20 protein-coding genes, 1 riboswitch and 1 other annotated feature are annotated in these 20914 nt (G+C 41.3%); of the genes, 6 read left to right on the forward strand and 14 right to left on the reverse strand.

Features of this window, described 5'->3' with window-relative positions:
• Nucleotides 1–46: 46 nt before the first annotated feature.
• The 3 genes from MHH41_RS13550 to MHH41_RS13560 all read right to left on the reverse strand — a co-directional run bounded on the left by MHH41_RS13550 (nucleotide 47) and on the right by MHH41_RS13560 (nucleotide 4246).
• Nucleotides 47–949 (reverse strand): alpha/beta hydrolase family protein, encoded by a 903-nt coding sequence (locus MHH41_RS13550; RefSeq protein ID WP_106029002.1) that lies wholly within the window; start codon nucleotides 947–949, stop codon nucleotides 47–49.
• A 130-nt stretch (nucleotides 950–1079) separates the two neighbouring features.
• Nucleotides 1080–3494 carry a leucine--tRNA ligase gene (gene leuS / locus MHH41_RS13555; protein ID WP_340866452.1) on the reverse strand — a complete coding sequence of 805 codons (2415 nt, stop codon included), beginning with the start codon at nucleotides 3492–3494 and terminating at the stop codon, nucleotides 1080–1082.
• 97 nt (nucleotides 3495–3591) lie between these two features.
• Nucleotides 3592–3813, reverse strand: a binding site (T-box leader).
• Nucleotides 3814–3916: 103 nt separating this feature from the next.
• Nucleotides 3917–4246, reverse strand: a complete 330-nt coding sequence (locus tag MHH41_RS13560; protein ID WP_223250657.1) for a DUF4257 domain-containing protein — start codon at nucleotides 4244–4246, stop codon at nucleotides 3917–3919.
• Nucleotides 4247–4671: 425 nt separating this feature from the next.
• Between MHH41_RS13560 and MHH41_RS13565 the strand changes: the two genes are divergently transcribed.
• Both MHH41_RS13565 and MHH41_RS13570 read left to right on the forward strand, forming a co-directional pair.
• Nucleotides 4672–5475: a PAS domain-containing protein gene (locus MHH41_RS13565; RefSeq protein WP_321999471.1), complete on the forward strand. Its 804-nt coding sequence runs from the start codon at nucleotides 4672–4674 to the stop codon at nucleotides 5473–5475.
• 86 nt (nucleotides 5476–5561) lie between these two features.
• On the forward strand, nucleotides 5562–6263 hold the full coding sequence (locus MHH41_RS13570) for a coiled-coil domain-containing protein (RefSeq protein WP_340866453.1): 702 nt from the start codon (nucleotides 5562–5564) through the stop codon (nucleotides 6261–6263).
• Between the two features lie 57 nt (nucleotides 6264–6320).
• On the opposite strand, the gene MHH41_RS13575 is transcribed toward MHH41_RS13570, so the two are convergent.
• The 7 genes from MHH41_RS13575 to MHH41_RS13605 form a co-directional block, all read right to left on the reverse strand.
• On the reverse strand, nucleotides 6321–7631 hold the full coding sequence (locus MHH41_RS13575; protein ID WP_226803841.1) for an ABC transporter permease: 1311 nt from the start codon (nucleotides 7629–7631) through the stop codon (nucleotides 6321–6323).
• On the reverse strand, nucleotides 7621–8319 hold the full coding sequence (locus MHH41_RS13580; RefSeq protein WP_106029001.1) for an ABC transporter ATP-binding protein: 699 nt from the start codon (nucleotides 8317–8319) through the stop codon (nucleotides 7621–7623). The genes MHH41_RS13575 and MHH41_RS13580 overlap by 11 nt, the downstream gene beginning before the upstream one ends.
• A gap of 21 nt (nucleotides 8320–8340) precedes the next feature.
• Entirely contained in the window at nucleotides 8341–9324 is a 984-nt protein-coding gene (locus tag MHH41_RS13585) for an ABC transporter permease subunit (protein WP_335353118.1), read from the reverse strand.
• Complete coding sequence (locus MHH41_RS13590) at nucleotides 9318–10196, reverse strand: ATP-binding cassette domain-containing protein (RefSeq protein ID WP_050943515.1); 879 nt, start codon at nucleotides 10194–10196, stop codon at nucleotides 9318–9320. Before MHH41_RS13590 ends, MHH41_RS13585 begins: the two co-directional genes overlap by 7 nt.
• Nucleotides 10189–10581, reverse strand: a complete 393-nt coding sequence (locus tag MHH41_RS13595; RefSeq protein ID WP_003217551.1) for a GntR family transcriptional regulator — start codon at nucleotides 10579–10581, stop codon at nucleotides 10189–10191. The genes MHH41_RS13590 and MHH41_RS13595 overlap by 8 nt, the downstream gene beginning before the upstream one ends.
• 17 nt (nucleotides 10582–10598) lie before the next feature.
• Nucleotides 10599–10778: a hypothetical protein gene (locus MHH41_RS13600; RefSeq protein ID WP_003217546.1), complete on the reverse strand. Its 180-nt coding sequence runs from the start codon at nucleotides 10776–10778 to the stop codon at nucleotides 10599–10601.
• A 142-nt stretch (nucleotides 10779–10920) separates the two neighbouring features.
• A complete protein-coding gene (locus tag MHH41_RS13605) occupies nucleotides 10921–11196 on the reverse strand; it encodes a YtzC family protein (protein WP_003217632.1) in 276 nt (91 codons plus the stop codon).
• A 152-nt stretch (nucleotides 11197–11348) separates the two neighbouring features.
• Between MHH41_RS13605 and MHH41_RS13610 the strand changes: the two genes are divergently transcribed.
• Nucleotides 11349–12314, forward strand: coding sequence for a TIGR01212 family radical SAM protein (locus MHH41_RS13610; protein ID WP_340866454.1), 966 nt, complete (start codon nucleotides 11349–11351; stop codon nucleotides 12312–12314).
• Complete coding sequence (locus tag MHH41_RS13615; protein ID WP_340866455.1) at nucleotides 12311–12877, forward strand: class I SAM-dependent methyltransferase; 567 nt, start codon at nucleotides 12311–12313, stop codon at nucleotides 12875–12877. Before MHH41_RS13610 ends, MHH41_RS13615 begins: the two co-directional genes overlap by 4 nt.
• Before the next feature lie 29 nt (nucleotides 12878–12906).
• Here the strand turns inward: MHH41_RS13615 and MHH41_RS13620 are convergent, their stop codons facing one another.
• Together MHH41_RS13620 and MHH41_RS13625 are read right to left on the reverse strand one after the other, a co-directional pair.
• On the reverse strand, nucleotides 12907–13986 hold the full coding sequence (locus tag MHH41_RS13620) for a tetraprenyl-beta-curcumene synthase family protein (protein ID WP_050943513.1): 1080 nt from the start codon (nucleotides 13984–13986) through the stop codon (nucleotides 12907–12909).
• 31 nt (nucleotides 13987–14017) lie between these two features.
• Nucleotides 14018–14797 carry an alpha/beta hydrolase gene (locus tag MHH41_RS13625; RefSeq protein WP_003217757.1) on the reverse strand — a complete coding sequence of 260 codons (780 nt, stop codon included), beginning with the start codon at nucleotides 14795–14797 and terminating at the stop codon, nucleotides 14018–14020.
• A gap of 45 nt (nucleotides 14798–14842) precedes the next feature.
• On the opposite strand from MHH41_RS13625, the gene MHH41_RS13630 reads away from it, so the two are divergent.
• A complete protein-coding gene (locus MHH41_RS13630; RefSeq protein ID WP_310024086.1) occupies nucleotides 14843–15358 on the forward strand; it encodes a gamma carbonic anhydrase in 516 nt (171 codons plus the stop codon).
• Between the two features lie 143 nt (nucleotides 15359–15501).
• On the opposite strand, the gene asnB is transcribed toward MHH41_RS13630, so the two are convergent.
• A complete protein-coding gene (asnB, locus tag MHH41_RS13635; RefSeq protein ID WP_106028996.1) occupies nucleotides 15502–17400 on the reverse strand; it encodes an asparagine synthase (glutamine-hydrolyzing) in 1899 nt (632 codons plus the stop codon).
• A gap of 148 nt (nucleotides 17401–17548) precedes the next feature.
• Nucleotides 17549–18751, reverse strand: a complete 1203-nt coding sequence (metK, locus tag MHH41_RS13640; protein ID WP_050943510.1) for a methionine adenosyltransferase — start codon at nucleotides 18749–18751, stop codon at nucleotides 17549–17551.
• 195 nt (nucleotides 18752–18946) lie between these two features.
• A riboswitch (SAM riboswitch) is annotated at nucleotides 18947–19080 on the reverse strand.
• Nucleotides 19081–19307: 227 nt separating this feature from the next.
• Here metK and pckA point away from each other — a divergent pair.
• Nucleotides 19308–20894, forward strand: coding sequence for a phosphoenolpyruvate carboxykinase (ATP) (pckA, locus tag MHH41_RS13645; RefSeq protein WP_003217554.1), 1587 nt, complete (start codon nucleotides 19308–19310; stop codon nucleotides 20892–20894).
• Nucleotides 20895–20914 lie beyond the last annotated feature (20 nt).

Below are 20914 nucleotides of genomic sequence, written 5' to 3' on the forward strand. Positions count from 1 at the left end.
GTGTCTCCTCCTTTCTAATGACGTAGTATGTCCAAGCCTTTATAGATTACAGCCATTTTTTTAAGAATCGAGTGGCCTCGTGACGCATAGCGGCTGTTTCAAAATGACCTGCATGAAGACCAACAAGCTGATACCGTTCTTTCAATGAAGCCGCTTGATAAGTTTGGCTCAATCCCTTTTGAATGCGAGCGACGCCTTCAGCAGGCGTGAGTGGATCAAGTTTTCCAACTAAGCTTAAATGCGGCCTTGGAAAAATCATTTCCTGAATATCAGTTGCCGTAAAGTGCTTTGCTAAGCTTGGTACATAGTAATAAAAGCCATGCCTGTCTAAATTGTTCGTTTCAATTAATGTGTGGTGATCGACCTGTGCGCAAAGATCAATACACACACTGACCCTCTCATCAAGCGCAGCCGTCCACCAGGAAAGAAGCCCGCCCATTGACATTCCAAAAATAGCTAACCGGTCCGGCAGCACATCAGGTCGAGACAGCACATAATCAATTGCACACATACTTTCATACAGCATCATGCCCCACATCACTTTCCCTGTTAAAAGCATTTCCTTAAAAATTTCACTTTCGGTTCTTCCTCTTCTCTCACCAAATCCTGCATGATCAATAGCCAGAACACTATAGCCTTTTGAGGTGAACTCTTTCGCATATGAAGGCGCTTGCAAATAATGAGCACCCTTGATGAGCTCTTCCTTCCCATCGACGTAGTTCCCGCCATGAGAGTGCTGAAACAGCACAACTGGTCTTTTTTTCACCGTATCCTTCGGCTTCACAAAATAAGCGGGCACTTCCTCTACACCATGGATTGAAAGAATGAGTGTTTCGATAACGTACGATTCACGATCCTCGACCTTTAACGTATATGCCTCCACGCGATGGCGTTCTGGCATTTCTCCTAACAGACTGAGCAGTTGTTCACGTTTGCTTTCCTTTTCCATTGACGTCACTCCTCCTTTTGTTGATCATCTGTTAACATACGAGATCGATCGTGCAATCACCTTGTTTTCGACAAAATTATGTCCCGGGAAATAAAGAACACCCACCGGTTCATACCGATGGGTGTCATCATTAATTCGCAACAATATTGACAAGCTTCCCAGGAACCGCAATCACTTTGCGAATGGTTTTCCCTTCAAGCTGTTCTTTTACACGTGCATCATTTTTTGCAAGCTCTTCTAACTGTTCTTTAGTTGCATCAGCAGGAACAGTTAATTTTGCTTTCACTTTCCCATTCAATTGTACGACAATTTCTACTTCATCGTCGACAAGCTTTGACTCGTCATATTGCGGCCATGCTTCATAAGAGATAGACCCTTCATGACCAAGTTTATTCCAAAGCTCTTCCGCTACATGCGGTGCAATTGGAGAAAGTAGTTTCACAAAGCCTTCTGCATATTCTTTCGGCAGTGTATCAGCCTTGTAGGCATCATTGATAAACACCATTAATTGTGAAATCCCTGTATTGAAGCGCAGGCCTTCATAGTGGTCTGTCACCTTCATCACGGTTTCATGATAGCTGCGTTCTAATGCGCCTCCAGTTTGCTCTGTTATTTTATCACTGATTGTGCCATCTTCGTTTGTGAATAGACGCCATACACGATCAAGGAAGCGGCGAGCACCATCAAGTCCTGTTTCAGACCAAGCGATTGATGCATCTAAAGGTCCCATGAACATTTCATAAAGGCGCAATGTATCCGCACCATGAGATTCTACGATATCATCTGGATTGACGACATTTCCTTTTGATTTACTCATTTTTTCATTATTTTCCCCAAGAATCATTCCTTGGTTGAACAATTTCTTGAAAGGTTCTTTTGTCGGAACAACGCCGATATCATACAAGAACTTATGCCAGAAGCGCGCATATAGAAGATGAAGTACAGCATGTTCTGCTCCGCCAATATATACATCAACAGGAAGCCATTTCTTCAGCTTTTCAGGAGATGCAAGCTCTTCTGAGTTATGCGGGTCAATATAACGTAAGAAATACCAGCAGCTGCCTGCCCATTGCGGCATTGTATTGGTTTCACGGCGTCCTTTTTTACCTGTGACAGGATCGACAACCTCAACCCAATCTTTAATATTGGCTAAAGGTGATTCACCTGTGCCACTTGGCTTAATCTCAGTCGTTTTAGGCAAAATGAGTGGAAGCTCTTCCTCTGAAACAGCTGAAGACGTTCCGTCCTCCCAATGAATAATTGGAATTGGCTCACCCCAATAACGCTGGCGGCTAAATAGCCAGTCTCTTAAACGGTAAGTGACTTTCTTTTCGCCTTTTTGATGTTCTTCCAGCCATGCAATGACTTTTTCAATCGCTTCTTCTTTTCCTAATCCATCGAGGAAATCAGAGTTAATGTGTTTTCCATCGCCTGTGTAAGCTTCTTTTTCAATGTCTCCGCCTTCGACAACTTCCTTGATTGGAAGATCAAATGTTTTGGCGAATTCATAGTCACGCTCATCATGGGCAGGTACCGCCATAATCGCGCCTGTTCCATAAGTAGCCAGCACGTAATCTGCAATCCAAATCGGCATCTTTTCACCATTTAATGGATTGATGGCATAAGCGCCTGTGAAAATACCCGTCTTCGTTTTTGCAAGATCTGTCCGCTCTAAGTCGCTCTTAGATTGAATTTCTTTCATATATGCTTCGACTGCTTCTTTTTGAGCAGCTGTTGTCATTTTTTCAACAAGTGCATGTTCTGGTGCAAGTACCGCATAGGTTGCCCCAAACAATGTATCAGGACGCGTTGTGAAAACAGTAAACTGTTCATCATGTCCTTCTACTTCGAAATGAACATGTGCACCTTCTGAACGTCCGATCCAGTTACGCTGCATATCTTTAATGCTTTCAGGCCAATCAATGTCTTCTAAATCTTCTAACAGCCTGTCCGCATATGCCGTAATCTTTAGCATCCATTGCTTCATCGGACGTCTTTCAACCGGATGCCCTCCGCGTTCACTTTTTCCATCAATGACTTCTTCGTTTGCAAGGACTGTGCCAAGCGCTGGGCACCAGTTCACTGGTACTTCATCGATATACGCCAATCCCTTTTCGTACAATTTCAAGAAAATCCATTGTGTCCATTTATAATAATTTGGATCAGTCGTGTTGATTTCTCGATCCCAATCATATGAGAACCCTAGTGATTGAATTTGGCGGCGGAAGTTATTGATGTTCTCTTCTGTAAAGACCGCCGGATCATTCCCTGTATCTAGCGCATACTGTTCTGCTGGAAGACCAAATGCGTCCCATCCCATTGGATGAAGAACATCATATCCCTGCATACGTTTCATGCGTGATAAAATATCCGTTGCTGTGTAGCCCTCAGGGTGCCCGACATGAAGTCCTGCTCCTGATGGGTATGGAAACATATCAAGTGCATAGAACTTTGGTTTATCTTCCGAGTCAGATGTGGCGAATGTTTTATGTGTCAGCCAATAATCCTGCCACTTCTTTTCAATTTCCCGATGCTGAAAACTCAATGTGAAAACCTCCTTTAATATGTACGGCTGTATCTGCTCAGATGACCACTGCAAGAATTCAGATTTTTCTAAAATCAACAAAAAACCCTCATCCCTGGAAAGGGACGAGAGATTTTTTGGTTCCCGCGGTACCACCCTTGTTAGCGTAACTTTCTGTTTGTACGCTCACTTAATATCTTTAACGCAGACATGCGACAGAAGCTTTAACGCAACTGCAACTCTGAGGCGAGTTCAGAAGCAGATTTGATTGACTTTCACCAGCCGTCAATTCTCTAAAGACAAATACTGCTTTCCTACTACTCCTCTTCACTGTTCTTATCGTAACCGTCATCTAAGTAGTATTTTATAGAATTATGATCATAAGTGCAAGCAGGTTTGTATACAATGGGAATGTACCCTAGATCAGGGTAAAGTAGAGGATATTATTCGTGTGGAGATCGGTTATGACGGTTGGAGTCTGCATTCTGTGAATGCTGTTCTCTTACAAAATCAAAGCTTCGCAGAACTGCTTCTCCTCCGTAACCTGAAATAATTGATAAGATGACCAAGTGCAGACTAGAATCGGGATTTGAGGATAAGACAAGCAGTGTAGCGGCAATCATCCCAACGAGCCAATCTTCAATAAACCCTAAATAAATAAACTTTTTTGTCATTCTGGGCTTCTCTAGCCTGCCTTTTTTCTTTACGTGACCGAGAATGCCCATGACCCCTCCAATGGCGCAAGCAATAATGACTTGTTGCAGCATTTTCATCACCTTCCTAAAGCCCTTAGAATAGTAAAGCGACTTCAGGCTGTCCAGCCCCCTGTAATGCCATTCTGCTGTTCCGTCATAATCCATGTAAAAGGTCTATTCTCTCTAACGAAGAAAAAAAGCTTGTTTCTTCCATTATATGTGAATGACCCAAAACAATCTTGATGCATTGGAATCATTTTTACCTAATCCATATTGACTATTTTTGTCATTTTATGAATTATGAGCAATTGATTCCTTCTTTTTCTAAAGAAAAGTCTCCTTACTTACTATATTCTAATGGAGGACAAACTATGATGACAAATTTAACAAAGCCATTGCAATCGTTGAAACAGAACATATGTTATGTTACGTTAGTAAGGAATACCTTTGGTTGAAAAGACAACCATTTGATATGTCTGATAGCAGCAACAAAGGAGGGTAATATGGTCAGCTCGAACATCTTCGGCTTACAAAAACAGCTTGAACTCATAAAAAAAGCGCTAGATCATGCGCGGATCGGTGTTGTCATTACAGACCCTTCTTTAGAGGATAACCCTATCGTTTATGTGAATCATGGCTTTACACACATGACTGGATACAAACCAGATGAGATTCTTGGGCGTAATTGTCGATTCCTTCAAGGGAAAGACACAGATCAAAAGCAGCTTGATTTAATACGTCATGGAATACAGAATAAAACACCTATTACCACACAGCTAAAAAATTATAAAAAAGACGGTACTTTTTTTTGGAATGAACTCAATATAGATCCTCTATACATTGAACAAGATGATAAAACATTTTTCATTGGCTTTCAAAAGGATATTACGAAACAGAAAGAATATGAACAGCTCCTAGAAGATTCCTTACAGGAAGTCACCTCTCTTTCGACGCCAATCGTCCCAATCAAAAATGGTGTATCTGCTCTGCCACTCATTGGAAAACTATCTGAAGAACGCTTTGATGCCATTGTCGCGAAGTTAACTTGTATATTAGATGATTCAAAGGATGATTATTTAATTGTCGATCTTTCTGGTTTAATCGATGTCGATGATTCCGTTGCAGCACGCATTTTCAAGCTACATCGTCTTCTTAATCTAACCGGAACCGAACTGATCATCACAGGGATCAAACCGCAGCTTGCAATGAAAATGAAAGACTTGGATACAGATTTTCAGGATACAATCACTTATTTGACGGTTAAGGAAGCAATCAAAGGATTACCATTAGCTGAAAGCCCTGTCTAAAACAGGGTTTTTTTAGTTGAAACGCCCCCTAAAAATGGGAAAATGAGGTATGATAGGTGTAATAAAGGATGTAGGGGGGCTACTAGATGATGATGTTACTCATCATAGGTCTTTTATGTGTTTGTTTTGCCATAGGATATGCCGTCAATTTCTTATTACTCAAACACCAGAATGCGCAGATCTTTTCAAAGAAACTATTTTATCCTTTCTTGATCTTGGGTCTCATCTTTTCCATTATGTCATTACCGTTTGCTGCCACAGATGCACCGAAGGCACAAGCAGATCCATCTTCAGAACAGCTGTTAAAGGATCAAAAGCAGCTCACATCTGACATAACGCGCTTAAAAGCTGATAAAGAGGAGCTTACCGCTTCTTTAGAGGACGCAACAAAGGATAAAGAAAAACTAGCGAAAAAGCTAGAAACCATCACCTCAGAAAAAGAAACAATCAAAAAGCAAGAAAAGACCATTCAAGCGCTTGAAGAGAAAATAGACAAGCTTGCCTCAAGCAACGAAACACTCAAAAAAGAGAACAAGAAAAGCAGCAGCGATACGGAGTCTTCTACCGTTCAGCGGTCCGCTCCTAAAGATGAAGGAAAAAGCACAGGCGGTCATGAGTCACAGAAGGAAACAAAAAAAGGATCTGCAGCCTGTAACATCAAAGGAAGTGTCAACGGTATTTATCACACACCGAGCAGCAGATACTACTCTAGAACAAAGAATGTAACCAAGCTATTCTGCTCTGTAGAAGAGGCAGAGCGTGCAGGGTACCGGGCACCTAAGCAATAGCTATACGAAAAAAGAACCTCCTGTCAGCCCAATTGGGTGCCTTAGGAGGTTCTTTTTTTAGATTTCTCTTCTTAATGCTGCTAATACATTCGTTTTTGTTGCTTTACGTGCTGGGTTAAGCCCTGAAAGGATTGCTACCCCTGCGCTAATCACTGTTGCTGTAATTACAAGGCTGAGCGGAATATAGGAGAAGGTGATCGAGAATTGATCGCTTGACCCTCCCTCTGACATGGACGACAAAATGGCTGGAATGATTAAATTGACGGCGAAACTAATGATATATGAGATGATAATACCGATGATCGACCCAATCACCCCAATGTAAGCACTTTCCATGAGGAACATTCGCTTGATAATCGATGGATTCGCGCCAATGGCTTTCATAATCCCAATTTCTTGTGTCCGCTCTGTTACTGCCATTGTCATCGTATTAAAAATACCAATTGCAGAAATAATGACCGCAATACATCCAACAAAAATAAGTCCAATTTTGAAGACTGTAAAGAACATATCCATTCCTTCGAGCTGATTCGTCACAGAGATGACTTGATAGCCCTCATCTGTCAGCTTATTCGTGAGTGCACCGACATTGTCGAATTTATCTGCATAAACAGAAGTCATTTTCTCGACATTTCCTGCTTCAGGAGATAGATCGAGTACTTGACCAAATTCCTTTTCATACGCATTCGGAATAAAAATTTTATGATCCTCTTGCCACTCCAGATTCGGCTTTTTCAACACACCTACTACACGGAAATCAAATGTTTTTTCTTTGACGACTTCATTTTCTTCGTTGAGTTTTGGTACCTTGACTTGAATCACTTTATTTAAAATATCTTTCGTGTAGCCCTTAGGCTCCTCTGGCATTTCTTCGCCATTTGATGTCTGATTTAATTTTTTTTCATAGGCTTGGCGTTCTTTTTTTGTCCACAGTTGTTCAGCCATATGATACCCGACCACAATTTCGTTCGCTGATGTTGGGACTTTTCCTCGGTCTAGCTCAAGCCCTGCTTCTTTTTCTTCTTTCATATCGGTTAGAGCAGCCTGCGTTTCACCTGAGCGATCATCGAGCTCGACGTTTACCAATGGAATGAGCGCCGTTCTTGAGACGACAGATTTCACATGATCATATTTCTTTAAATCATCTGTCTTGACGTCACCTTTTTCCTTGCCTAACACTTTCACTTCTGTGATGATTTGCTGTTTCATGATTTCATCTTGCGCCGATTTTTGCAGACCAAAACCGACAGATGCTAAAACGATTAAGAAAGAGCATGCCATTGTCGTCGCAAGAATGGTCATAAACACACGCAATCTATTTTTCTTCATGTTTCTTCTAATAAATTTGACCTGATCTCTAAATTTCAATGGATTGTTCCCCTTTCTTTAATACACCATCATGAAGCTGGAACGTTGTATCTGCGATTGAAGCGACTTCATCGTCATGTGTAATAATGACAAACGTGATTCCTTTTTCACGATTAAGCTGCTGGATAAAGGCTAAGATTTCTCCTTCGGTTTCTGAATCTAGACTGCCTGTTGGTTCATCCGCTAAAATAATAGATGGATTTAAAATCAAGGCTCTTGCAATACTCACACGCTGCTGCTGCCCGCCTGACAACTCATTTGGGTAATGCCCTGCATGATGTTCTAGACCTACTCGTTTCAGCATTTCTTCTACTTTCGCCTTTCGTTCAGACGGCTTCACACCTTTTAAGGTGAGCGGAAGTTCAACATTTTCATACGTCGTTAAGCTCCCGATCAATTGAAAGCTTTGAAAGATAAAACCAAAGTGATCTAAGCGGAAGTCCGCCCATTCTTTTTCATTAAACCCAGTCACATCGGTACCATCAATGACAATTTGTCCGCTCGTTGGCGTAATATATCCTGAAATTAAGTTCAATAGGGTAGATTTCCCCGAGCCACTTCGCCCAACAATACAAGCTATATCGCCTCTTTTAATGGATAGGTCAATCCCTTTCAGCACAGGAATCTCATTCTCTCTGCCTTTTTTACCAATTTTAAACACATGATCTAACGCTTGAACTTGAATCATCTCTACTCCCCTACTCTCTGTTTATCTTTTTCGATATATTAAGAAATAACTTGTTAGTGCACCTACAACGCCGCCTATGATCATGCCGACAAAATAACCTAATAACGAATCGGAAGAGAAGCCAACCCAGCCAAAACCTAAAACACCGAACACGATGACCATAATTTGAATTGGCCAATCCATCGCTGAAAAGAGGAAGAACCTCCCATTTCGTTCGGTTGGATGTTTGGTAAAGCTAAACAAACCAACTAGGTAAAATATGACCATCATGACAAGTGGAATGATGAATTCTTCACCATTGAACCAACGCTGATAATCCTGTTGAAAATAGTCATTTGTAATATAAGTAATTGGAGATAGAGGCGATATCAAATAATTGAAGCTCGTATCTATCCAATTCTCAGTTGGTCTAATGATAAAATCTAAATGAACGATCGGAAGTCCAATCATCAAAAATGGTAGAATGGATGTACTGAATCCAACGATTGTTTGAGATATGGCACTTCCTGTTAATGTACCTGCTGCTAAAAATAAACTATAGACCATCAAGGCTGACAACAGTGCATAAAAATAACGACTGTTGAACTCAGGTGTCTCTATTGGATGAAGACCTAATTTAAGTAAATAAATGATAAGGTATGAGACAACATGAACGCTTGCAATGATTCCAGCCCCTAAAAAAAACTTGGAATGAAAGATGGCACTTCTGCTAAATGGCAAGGATAATGTAAAGTCTATTTGCCCTTTATTTCTCTCAAATCCTAGCTGAATCACAGCAAAAAATATTCCCATTATCCATGAAAGTGAGAGAAATGCATCTTGGTTAAACATATAAGTGAATGTTGCTGTATCAATTATACAAGATGGACTTTTCAAACAATCTTGAAAAGTTGAGTAACCCATAAAGAGAGATAATGGCGTCGCAAACACCGCAACCAGCATCACTAAAATAAATGTCAGCTCTGATTGCTTCCACTCTTTATATAATAATTGCCGCTTTACCATCTCCGTTTCCCTCCAAACTTTGCAATGAATACTTCTTCTAAATTCACAGGCAGTTCATGCCATACTTTTGGCTGCAGCGACTTCAAGTACTCTTTGGCCTCTACATCGGTTTTAAGAATAAGTGCTGTATAAAAAATGCCCGCTTGATCTAATATAGCAACGCCATTTTTTCGTATACTCAAGTTCATATCTTCTTCAAAAGCCATCTGGATTTTGACATAATCATTCTTTAATTCATCTAGATCCATGACACTTGTGAGTTGATTTCCTTCTAAAAACCCGATTCGGTTGCACATACGCTCAATATCCTCTAATCGGTGCGATGTGATGAGAATCGACGTTTCACGTTCCGCTACCTCGTCGATCATGAGCTGAAGAACATCATTTCTTGTGACGGCATCAATACCATCTGTTGGTTCATCTAACAGAATCACGGCTGGCTTGATCGCAAAGCTTAAAATTAATGAGAGCTGTTTTTTTAACCCTGTCGATAGTTCACGATATTTCACTTTTTCCGGAATTTCATAGCGATTCACAAGCTCATTGGCATATGTCACGTCAAACTTCGGGTAAATATGCTTTAACAGCTGGACAAGCTGCCCGTAATTGTATCTGTCAAAGTAGGGATTGACGACTGGCATATACACAATATTTTGCTTTACTAACGGGTGGTCTTTCACAAGCACGTCTTTAAAATAAATCTCTCCTTCATCTGGAAGAAGAATTTGCTGAATCAAGCGGAGAAGTGTTGTTTTACCAGAGCCATTCCTGCCAAGCAAACCAAAGATCTCACCTTCGCCTATTTTGAAGGAAACGTTACTGAGTACTTCACGTCCATTTAATGTCTTCGATACATTTCTAACCTCAATCAACTTTATTTCCTCCCTCGAGACTTGAGCCAATCTCTTCTATCCATTCCTTCAGTTGTTGAATATCAATACCGGCATAATGAGCTTCTATAATGAGTTGTCTTAATTGCTCCTTCATCTCCAATACCTTCCCTTCATTCAGCTTTAACCGAGCCTCTTCTGTTACATACGTACCGCGCCCTCTTAGTGTTTCAATAATCCCTTCACGCTCAAGCTCCTTATATGCTTTACTGACGGTGTTCGGATTGGCGATGATAATAGTGGCGAGCTCTCTGACAGAGGGCAGTTTGTCACCAGGTTTCATTACACCTTTTAGACATAAAATTTTGAGTTGCTCAATGATTTGTTCATATATTGGCGCAGCGCTTCGTGGATCTATTTGAATCATGATGGCTCCCTCTTTCCTCATTCATGCTTTTGCAGTCCTATTGCTTGTTCATGCCCTTGCATTAAAGGGATTGAATTAAGTATCAAATCTTTTTGAACTTCAAAACCAATGAAAACGAGAACGAAAAAAAATGTACATGCTAACACAACAGCCAGCACCATCCACTTCAAATTGATTGGTTTTTTTTCTTTTTTCATGGTTAAACACCTTTCTTCACTTTTTAAGTGTCTTTAGTGTATTAGTTGATGTAGTACACTTAATACAATATAGACACTTAAATAAAAAGTCAATAGCCTTTCAAAAAATAAAAAACAGACCCTTTAAAAAAGGATCTGTTCATCATTCGTTGTCGTAAGAAATGCCTAAAATCATTTGATTTTGCAAGCTTTGCATTTGAACACGTGCCCTGTCTAACCGCTCTCTTTGCTGGTCATTGGCGACATCTTTTAATTTTTCTAATTCGTTCACCGCATCTTCAAGCATAAGCTGTGCCTTAGAAAATTCGTCCTCATTATAATGCTCTTGGCGTAAGTTCAAATCAAATTGCTCATTTGCAAACTCAAGGGTTTCAGTACTTTTTTGGATAAATTCATCGATTGACTGCCTTGTTGCCATCTTGCATTCCCTCCATTTCATCATTGCTCCCGCCTATTTTGCCCACGTAAAGCTTTTTCACTAAAGAAAATGTTGGACAGATTCAATTGTCCTCCTTCATGATTTTTGTTAAACTTTAAGGATGCCTATTATTACGCAAGGAGGTTACTGACTTGGATCAGCATAACCCTTTTTTATATTCAAACAGCGAAAAACGCTATCACACATGGAACTATCATTTGCGAGAGCACTTTGGTCATAAAGTTTTTAAAGTGGCCTTAGACGGTGGCTTTGACTGCCCAAACCGTGATGGTACTGTAGCCCATGGAGGCTGTACATTTTGCAGTGCCGCAGGATCTGGTGACTTTGCAGGAAACCGGGCGGATGATCTCGTCACTCAATTTAACGAAATCAAAGACCGGATGCATACAAAATGGAAAGACGGAAAATATATGGCCTATTTTCAGGCGTATACAAACACACACGCCCCGCTTCCTGTTTTAAAGGAAAAATTTGAAACCGTGATGAATTTGGATGGTGTAGTTGGTTTATCTATTGCGACAAGACCTGACTGCCTGCCAGATGACGTGGTGGAGTATTTAGCTGATTTAAATGAGCGCACTTATCTCTGGGTAGAGCTTGGTCTTCAAACGGTTCATGAACGGACAGCGATGCTCATTAACCGTGCCCATGATTATGAATGCTACGTAGAAGGTGTAGAAAAACTGCGAAAACACGGCATTCGTGTCTGCTCGCATATCATCAACGGCTTGCCTCTTGAAAACCGGGACATGATGATGGAGACAGCAAAAGCTGTTGCTGATTTAGATGTGCAAGGAATTAAAATTCATTTGCTTCACCTTTTAAAAGGAACCCCAATGGTCAAGCAATATGAAAAAGGCAAATTGGAGTTTCTAAGCCAGGAAGAATATGTCCAGCTTGTTTGTGATCAGCTGGAGATCCTGCCGCCAGAAATGATTATTCATCGTATTACAGGCGATGGCCCGATTGAATTAATGGTTGGTCCAATGTGGAGTGTAAACAAATGGGAAGTATTAAATGCCATTAATGCTGAGCTTGAAAGACGTAACAGCTACCAAGGCAAACGTTTCGTCAGATTGGAAGAAGCAGCAAAATGATCTTGAAACGCATGCTCCCTTTTAGTAAAGAGCTGTTAGAACGGGCTTGTCAAAAAGGCGACATCGTCATTGATGCAACGATGGGAAATGGCCACGATACACTCTATTTAGCTGATCTTGTCGGTCATGATGGACAAGTTTTCGCATTCGACGTACAAGAAGAAGCCATACAGCAGACGCGTAAAAGGCTTGGCGAGGGATATCCATATGTTCATCTCATTCACGATGGTCATGAAAAACTGGCTCAACACTTGCCAAGAGATGTTTATGGACATATCTCTGGCGCGGTGTTTAACCTTGGGTACTTGCCCGGAGGCGATAAAGCCGTCACTACTCAGGCCGAAACAACCATTAAAGCCATTGAGCAGCTCCTCGACTGGCTTCAACCCGGAGGTCTGATCGTCCTTGTGATTTATCATGGACACCCCGAAGGGAAAAAAGAAAAAGAAGTGCTTCTCGACTATTGCAGATCACTTCCTCATGAAGAGGTACAAGTTTTATCATATCAATACATGAATATTCAAAACGACCCGCCTTTTGTGGTCGCCATTGAAAAAAACTAAAGCTCAAATCCTAATGGATTTGAGCTTTTTTATGAGGATTTCATCCAAGGCATTTTCTGATAGGTCCGGTAGGCTCTTCCGTTGATATAGAAAAAGAACGATGTTTTCCCGCTTGATTTGATCAGCCGTTTTGCCAGCTTATTCATCTCTTTTTGGGCTGTCACTTTTTCATCGGACAAATAGACTGCCAATAATCCTCTGTTAATTAATTTGTGAAAGTTTTCGTGCGGAATGCCTTTCAGCTGCTCATCCGCTTTTTCAATAAAATGCTGAAGTCTATCCATCATCTCATGATGAGAGGCATAGTAGGAGCAAAAGTTCAGATCTCCTCCAAGCCGGTCTTCTTCTTGGTCAATTAAATAATCAAGTAAAATGTGCAGACCTTGAATATAAGGGAAATAACTTTCATAAATTTGCTTCGCCTGCTTTTCTGTAAAGTCCGGTTGCAGCGCGTACGCCACAAGACAGAAAATCCCTAACGTTGATCCTGCACAAGCTGAAAATTCATACCATTCCATCTTAGGCAAATCCTTTTCATATTGGCGGAACCATGACTCTAGTCGCGGAACCCGCTCATGAGGAACGACGTGTTTATGTACTTGCAAATCACTGTAGTAATCGCACAGCGTGTGTAAATATGGCTGAATGATCGGATAATGCTTAAGACGCGACAGCACGTCTTGGCATGTGCGGACAAGCGCGTGTAAATACCCATGATCCTCTTGATCATCACGGAATTGGTAGTAAGGCTTGAGCTCAGCATGAATATCAAGCGCATCTCTCATCGCTTGATGCAGCATATGAAAATCTTTTGGATCAAGCGACGTACTGCGGTCACACAGGTTATCTAAGTAATCACTGATGGTTTGATACGCCACAATGAATTCAATACACGTTTCTTTCGCCTCACCTGCTAGAAGAGATAAGATACCTCCACCTTCGCAGTGGAAGGTTTTACTCGATATGCTCGCTAACGCCTGCGTACGCAGTTCTTCATTTTCAATCATTTCTGCATGAGCCCGCCACTTTTTTAGCTCCTGATGAACAAGCGGAAAAATATCTTTATACACCTTTGTCATCAGTGCAAAAGGACGCTCTGGTACTGACAAATCAATCCACCCCTAACTTAAAAGCTCACCATCAAATATATTGATCTGTAAAGGCTCTTGCTGCCTTAAACACATCTTCTCTTTCCGGTTCATTAAAAATTTCGTGATACAGCTCTTCCCATTCACGATATGATTTATTGGTTGATTCAATGCCATTGAACCATTTGATCACCCTCGTTTTATCGACGATCTTATCATCGCCCGCCTGCATTAAAAGGAGCGGAATCGATTTAAAAACATTCGTTGGCTGCATGGCTGCATCAATATTTTTGATCAGCTCTCGGTACCAGCGGACCGACACCTTTGTTACGTAAAGGGAATCATTTGAGTCTGCCTCAATCACAGCCTGATTTCGTGTGGCTAGTTCAATCGACAGCCCTGACTCGACTTTAAAGGACGGTGCCAGCACATTTAGACCTTTTGATGCAAAATCCATTAGCTTCTTCGGTTTAAATTGCAGACCTAAACAAGGTGATGATAAAATAAGGCCATCAATCTTCGTATGGGTATACTGCTTGACCCACTCAATTGAAATGAGTCCGCCCATACTGTGTCCAAGTAAAAAAGTAGGAAGCCTGAATGATTTCGCATGTTCGATCCATTCATCTACTGTATCAATGTATTCTTGAAACGAACGAATGTGGCCGCGCGCACGTGTCGACGTCCCTTGCCCAGGCAGGTCACCCATGACGACGTGATAGCCGGCATTTCGCCACATTTCGATCAGCCATTTATATCGGCCGTGATATTCACTCGCACCATGTACTATCACAATTGTACCAACTGGTCTTTCAGCATGCCAAGTCCACAAAGTAAACACCTCACAAATGTTGTATTAAGAAAGGAAGTCGAAAAAGTGATTTATCCATATCATCAGTTTACACCTGAGATTCATGAATCGGTCTTTGTCGCAGATAACGCCACCATTACAGGAGATGTCACGATTGGAGAATATTCGAGCGTGTGGTTCCAAACCGTCATAAGAGGCGATGTCGCTCCTGTGAGAATTGGAAAAAACGTCAATATTCAAGATTTATCCTGTCTGCATCAAAGTCCTGGAAAAACACTTCTAATAGAAGATGGTGCTACCATTGGACACCAAGTCACATTACATAGCTCAATCATTCGAAAAAATGCCCTCATTGGTATGGGGTCTATCATTCTCGATGGTGCAGAAATTGGCGAAGGTGCCTTTATCGGTGCAGGTAGTCTTGTCCCTCAAGGAAAGATCATTCCAAAAGGATCACTCGCTTACGGCCGTCCAGCCAAGGTCGTCCGGCAGTTAACAGATGAAGATATCCAAGACATGGACAGAATCCGTAGAGAATATGTAGAAAAAGGACAATACTATCGTTCCCTTATACCCCGTTAACATCATACGCGTTATCTTCACTTTATCATGTTTTTTTCAGGATATTAAGCAATAACTATGAACCGCTTGTTATTTTACCCTTTTCCGCCACTTTCTATCATAACAAAAAAGGTTTTCAGCTTTGTGCTGAAAACCTTTTTTCATTAACTAAAGATAACTTCTTTCGGTTGATGATTCAACTGCTCTGGATCAATGCTGCGCTCCACATAAATGCTGTGCCAAATCATAAAGATAAGGACGGTCCAAATCTTACGGCTATGATCTGCTTTACCAGCACAATGCTCATTTAATAAATCAAGCACATACTCTTTGTTAATGTATTCATCTGTTTGACTGTTTTTGATGATGTCTTTTGCCCAAGCATTCATCTCATTTTTCAACCAATGACGAATTGGCACAGGGAAACCAAGCTTTTTACGGTTTAACACATGGTCAGGCACAATGCCTTCTGCTGCTTTACGCAATAAATATTTCGTTGTGCCATCTTTTGTTTTCAGCTCTTCTGGAATTTTAGAAGCCGCTTCAAAAACGACCTTATCAAGGAATGGAACACGAAGCTCAAGAGAATTCGCCATCGTCATCTTGTCTGCTTTCAATAAGATGTCTCCGCGCATCCACGTATGGATATCAACATATTGCATTTTGTTAATATCACTGTAGCCTGCGCTTTCCTCGAAGTATGTCTTCGTTATGTCACGATATGTGATGCTTGGATCATAATGTTTGAGGAGATTTTTCTTCACTGGCTCTTCAAAGATTTTCGCATTACCGATATAACGTTCCTCTAATGGCGTACAGCCGCGAACGATAAAGCTCTTCCCTTTCATTCCTTCTGGCATTAAACGAGCCAGACGAAGAAGAAGCTTTTTCAGCATAGATGGTACAGATTCAAATGGTTTAAGAGAAAGAGGCTCACGGTAAATATTATATCCACCGAACAGCTCGTCCGCTCCTTCACCTGAAAGAACAACCGTCACTTGTTTCTTCGCTTCTTTTGCCACGAAATACAATGGAATTGCTGCCGGATCAGCTAAAGGATCGTCTAAATGCCAGACAATCTTCGGAAGCTCGTTCATATATTCCTCTGGAGAAATGACGGCGCTGAAGTTTTGTAAGCCTAGCTTGTCAGCTGTTTCCTTCGCGACATCGACTTCACTAAAGCCATCCTGCTGGAAGCCAACAGAGAATGTCTTTAGCTCAGGGTGTAATTCCTTTGCGACAGACACGATGAAGGAAGAATCAATACCACCTGATAGGAATGAACCAACAGGTACATCACTTCTCATGTGAACTTTCACAGAATCATAGATTGCATCGCGTACTTCTTCAATCAGCTTCTGTTCTTGTGTTTGCTCAGGCTTAAATTGAACTTTCCAGTATGTCTTAAATTCGATCTCCTGTCCTGGGCGTAAAATAAACTGATGACCAGGCTCAACTTTATGCACCTTTTGATCAAGCGTATTTGGCTCAGGAACGAATTGGAACGACATGTACTGCTGCAATGAAGTCTCATCAAATAAAATGTTCTCGTTCACAGCCATCAAGCTTTTGCGCTCAGACGCAAAGTACACTTGCTCATCCATTTGTGTGAAATAAAGCGGTTTGATGCCAAAAGGATCTCTTGCGCCATATAATTGCTGCGCTTCTTTATCCCAAATTAAAAATGCAAACATGCCGCGAAGCTTAGAAGCCGCTTCTTCTTTATAATGACGGTATGTGGCAAGCAGTACTTCCGTATCAGAATCTGTGCTGAACGTATAGCCCTTTTTCACAAGCTCTTCCTTCAGCTCCACATAGTTATAAATTTCCCCGTTAAAAATAATCCAGTACTTTTCATCTTCATAAGAAAGCGGCTGCTTTCCGTGTTCAACATCTATAATACTTAAACGTCTAAATCCAAATCCTACATGCTCATCATGAAAGTACCCCTCATCATCCGGACCACGGTGAACGATGAGACGATTCATTTGTTTAATTAACTCTTCCTGCTCAGTAGTTTCGGACAATGGACGGTGATTAAACACACCAACAAACCCACACATATTATTGCCTCCACGTTATGTTATTTCTTAAAAGTAGACCTATAATTAGACAGTTATTTGTCCGATTTTGTTTCACATTTTTTCGCTTTTTGTAGAATTTTTTTTAATCAAAAGGAAAACCGCTTAAAATAAGCGGTTTTATATGTTGTTATTGTCCTAATGCTTCCTTGCGAAGCGTATCGGCTTTATCCGTTTTTTCCCACGGAAGATCTAAATCATGACGGCCGAAATGTCCGTATGCAGCTGTTTGTTTGTAGATCGGACGACGCAGGTCAAGCATTTTAATAATGCCAGCTGGACGAAGATCGAAGTTCGCACGAACCACTTCAATTAATTTTTCTTCAGAAGCTTTTCCTGTTCCGAAAGTATCAATTGAAATCGATACAGGCTGTGCAACACCAATTGCATAAGCAAGCTGTACTTCACAAGAATCTGCAAGGCCAGCAGCTACGATGTTTTTCGCTACGTAACGAGCAGCGTATGCCGCAGAACGGTCAACCTTTGTTGCGTCCTTCCCAGAGAAAGCACCGCCGCCATGACGAGCGTATCCGCCATACGTATCAACGATGATTTTACGTCCAGTTAAACCAGCATCCCCTTGAGGTCCACCGATCACGAAACGGCCAGTTGGGTTAATAAAGTATTTTGTCTGTTCATCAATTAGTTCACTTGGAACGACAGGGCGGATGACATGCTCTTTTAAGTCGCTTTGAATTTGTTCAAGCGTTACTTCTGGTGCATGCTGCGTTGAAATAACCACTGTATCAATACGAACAGGTTTATTTTGGTCATCATATTCTACTGTTACTTGTGTTTTTCCATCTGGACGTAGATAAGCAAGTGTTTGATCCTTGCGTACTTCAGTTAAACGGAGAGATAATTTATGCGCTAGTGAAATCGGCAGCGGCATAAGTTCTTCGGTTTCGTTGTTGGCAAAACCAAACATCAATCCTTGGTCACCTGCACCAATCGCATCAAGTTCTTCTTCAGTCATTGTGCCTTCACGTGCTTCAAGCGCTTTGTCTACACCTTGCGCAATATCAGCAGACTGTTCATCAATAGATGTGAGCACTGCACATGTTTCCGCATCAAAACCATATTTCGCACGCGTGTAGCCAATTTCCTTAATCGTGTCACGCACCGTCTTTGGAATATCGACATAAGTAGACGTTGTAATTTCTCCGCTTACTAATACGAGACCCGTTGTAACAGAAGTTTCACAGGCAACACGTGCATTTGGATCTTTCTTTAAAATTTCATCCAAAATGCTGTCTGAAATTTGATCACAGATTTTATCCGGATGTCCTTCCGTCACTGATTCTGAAGTAAATAAACGACGATTTTGACTCATAATGGCTATTTCCTCCTGTACAAGACCACATCATCCCAAGATGAGGTCTCCAATATGATACGGAACTCGTTCCCTCTTATATTTGAAAACGTTTCTATTAGAGATGTTATTGGCAATTTGTTCATATGATATCCCAAAAATAAAAAAACCATTTCCTTCATTGCGAGGAAAGGGTCTGAGATCGCATGCCTTTCACTCTTATCGCTCAAGGTGTTCTTGTACCTTGCATCAGGTTAGCACCTTGGTTTCTCAGCATATTCATGCCTTTTCATAAGAAACCGGTTGCTGGGCTTCATCGGGCCTGTCCCTCCACCAACTCGGGATAAGAGTATCCGTTCAATAAGATATCTTATCTTAAATACTTGCATCATGTCAATGCTTCATCAGAATTTTCTTCCCCTTTTTTCACCTCAATATTAGCATCACCAAAAAGCATATTTTCATAGCAGAAATGAAAAAACACACACAAAAATATTTAAATAGTATAGACTATTGTTATGAATGTGTTATACTAATCGAAACAAAACAAATTCAACGGTAAAGGAAGGGTTTTTTTATGAACTCAGTGGATTTAAAAGAAGATTTGCAGTCATTGCTCTCATTAGAAAATACGCACCAAAATTTATCTGTTCCGAAACTTGTTGAAAAGATTTTGGCACGTGATGAAGGCGTTTTAACATCAACAGGAGCTGTCCGTGCTACAACGGGTGCCTACACAGGACGTTCGCCTAAAGATAAATTTATCGTGAAAGAAGAAAGCTCTGAACATAAAATTGATTGGGGTCAAGTCAACCAGCCGATTTCTAAAGAAGCATTTGACCGTTTATATACAAAGGTTGTTTCATACTTAAAAGAACGTGATGAACTATTCGTCTTTGAAGGATTTGCCGGTGCAGATGAAAGATACCGTATGCCAATTACAGTGGTAAACGAATTTGCATGGCACAATCTCTTTGCAAAGCAGCTATTCATCAGACCTGACGGATCAACACCTTCTTCAAACGAAAAACCGTTTACCATCTTATCTGCACCGCATTTTAAAGCAGATCCTGAAACAGATGGCACAAACTCTGAAACGTTTATTATCGTTTCTTTTGAAAAACGTACCATTCTGATCGGTGGAACAGAGTATGCAGGAGAGATGAAAAAGTCCATCTTCTCTGTCATGAACTACCTGCTTCCTGAGCAAGATATTTTATCCATGCACTGCTCAGCAAACGTCGGTCAAGAAGGCGATGTCGCACTATTCTTCGGCCTTTCAGGTACTGGGAAAACGACGCTTTCTGCAAGCGCAAGCCGCAAGCTGATCGGTGACGATGAACACGGCTGGTCTGGCTCAGGAGTCTTCAATATTGAGGGCGGATGCTATGCGAAATGTGTGAACTTAAGCGAAGAAAAAGAACCGCAAATCTACAAAGCCATCAGCTTCGGATCAGTTCTTGAAAATGTTGTGCTTGATGAAGAAACACGTGAAGCGGATTATGATGACACGTTCTTTACTGAAAACACACGCGCTGCTTACCCAATCGAAATGATTGATAACATCGTGACGCCAAGTATCGCAGGACACCCATCTGCCATTGTCTTCTTAACAGCTGATGCATTTGGCGTTTTACCTCCAATCAGCCGTTTAACAAAAGAACAGGCGATGTACCATTTCTTGAGCGGTTACACAAGTAAATTAGCAGGAACTGAGCGCGGTGTCACATCACCAGAAACGACATTCTCTACTTGCTTCGGTTCACCATTCTTGCCGCTTCCAGCTCACGTTTATGCTGAAATGCTTGGCAAGAAAATTGATGAGCACGGCGCAAAAGTATTCCTTGTGAATACAGGTTGGACTGGCGGAGGCTATGGTACAGGCAAACGTATGAACCTAGCGCATACAAGAGCAATGGTGCAAGCAGCGATCGAAGGCGACCTCGACAACGCCGAAATGATCACTGATGACATCTTTGGATTACACATCCCGCTTCATATTCCTGGCGTTCCAGATGAAGTGCTTCAACCTTCTAAAACATGGGATGACCAAGAGGCTTATCAAGAAAAAGCACACTTCCTTGCCAATGAATTTAAAAAGAACTTCCAAAAATTCAGCCACGCAGCAAGTGACATTGAAGCCAAAGGCGGACCACTCGTATAATCAAATGACAAAAGCTGAGG

The organism is Bacillus sp. FSL K6-1145 (assembly GCF_038003425.1).
Taxonomy (GTDB): Bacteria; Bacillota; Bacilli; order Bacillales; family Bacillaceae; genus Bacillus; species Bacillus pumilus.

Bases quoted from the DNA above. Each gene is read 5' to 3' on its own strand.
- MHH41_RS13550 (WP_106029002.1), bottom strand. From the start codon at position 949: ATGGAAAAGGAAAGCAAACGTGAACAACTGCTCAGTCTGTTAGGAGAA.
- MHH41_RS13560 (WP_223250657.1), bottom strand. From the start codon at position 4,246: ATGAAAATGCTGCAACAAGTCATTATTGCTTGCGCCATTGGAGGGGTC.
- MHH41_RS13565 (WP_321999471.1), top strand. From the start codon at position 4,672: ATGGTCAGCTCGAACATCTTCGGCTTACAAAAACAGCTTGAACTCATA.
- MHH41_RS13570 (WP_340866453.1), top strand. From the start codon at position 5,562: ATGATGATGTTACTCATCATAGGTCTTTTATGTGTTTGTTTTGCCATA.
- MHH41_RS13580 (WP_106029001.1), bottom strand. From the start codon at position 8,319: ATGATTCAAGTTCAAGCGTTAGATCATGTGTTTAAAATTGGTAAAAAA.
- MHH41_RS13585 (WP_335353118.1), bottom strand. From the start codon at position 9,324: ATGGTAAAGCGGCAATTATTATATAAAGAGTGGAAGCAATCAGAGCTG.
- MHH41_RS13595 (WP_003217551.1), bottom strand. From the start codon at position 10,581: ATGATTCAAATAGATCCACGAAGCGCTGCGCCAATATATGAACAAATC.
- MHH41_RS13600 (WP_003217546.1), bottom strand. From the start codon at position 10,778: ATGAAAAAAGAAAAAAAACCAATCAATTTGAAGTGGATGGTGCTGGCT.
- MHH41_RS13605 (WP_003217632.1), bottom strand. From the start codon at position 11,196: ATGGCAACAAGGCAGTCAATCGATGAATTTATCCAAAAAAGTACTGAA.
- MHH41_RS13615 (WP_340866455.1), top strand. From the start codon at position 12,311: ATGATCTTGAAACGCATGCTCCCTTTTAGTAAAGAGCTGTTAGAACGG.
- asnB (WP_106028996.1), bottom strand. From the start codon at position 17,400: ATGTGTGGGTTTGTTGGTGTGTTTAATCACCGTCCATTGTCCGAAACT.
- metK (WP_050943510.1), bottom strand. From the start codon at position 18,751: ATGAGTCAAAATCGTCGTTTATTTACTTCAGAATCAGTGACGGAAGGA.
- pckA (WP_003217554.1), top strand. From the start codon at position 19,308: ATGAACTCAGTGGATTTAAAAGAAGATTTGCAGTCATTGCTCTCATTA.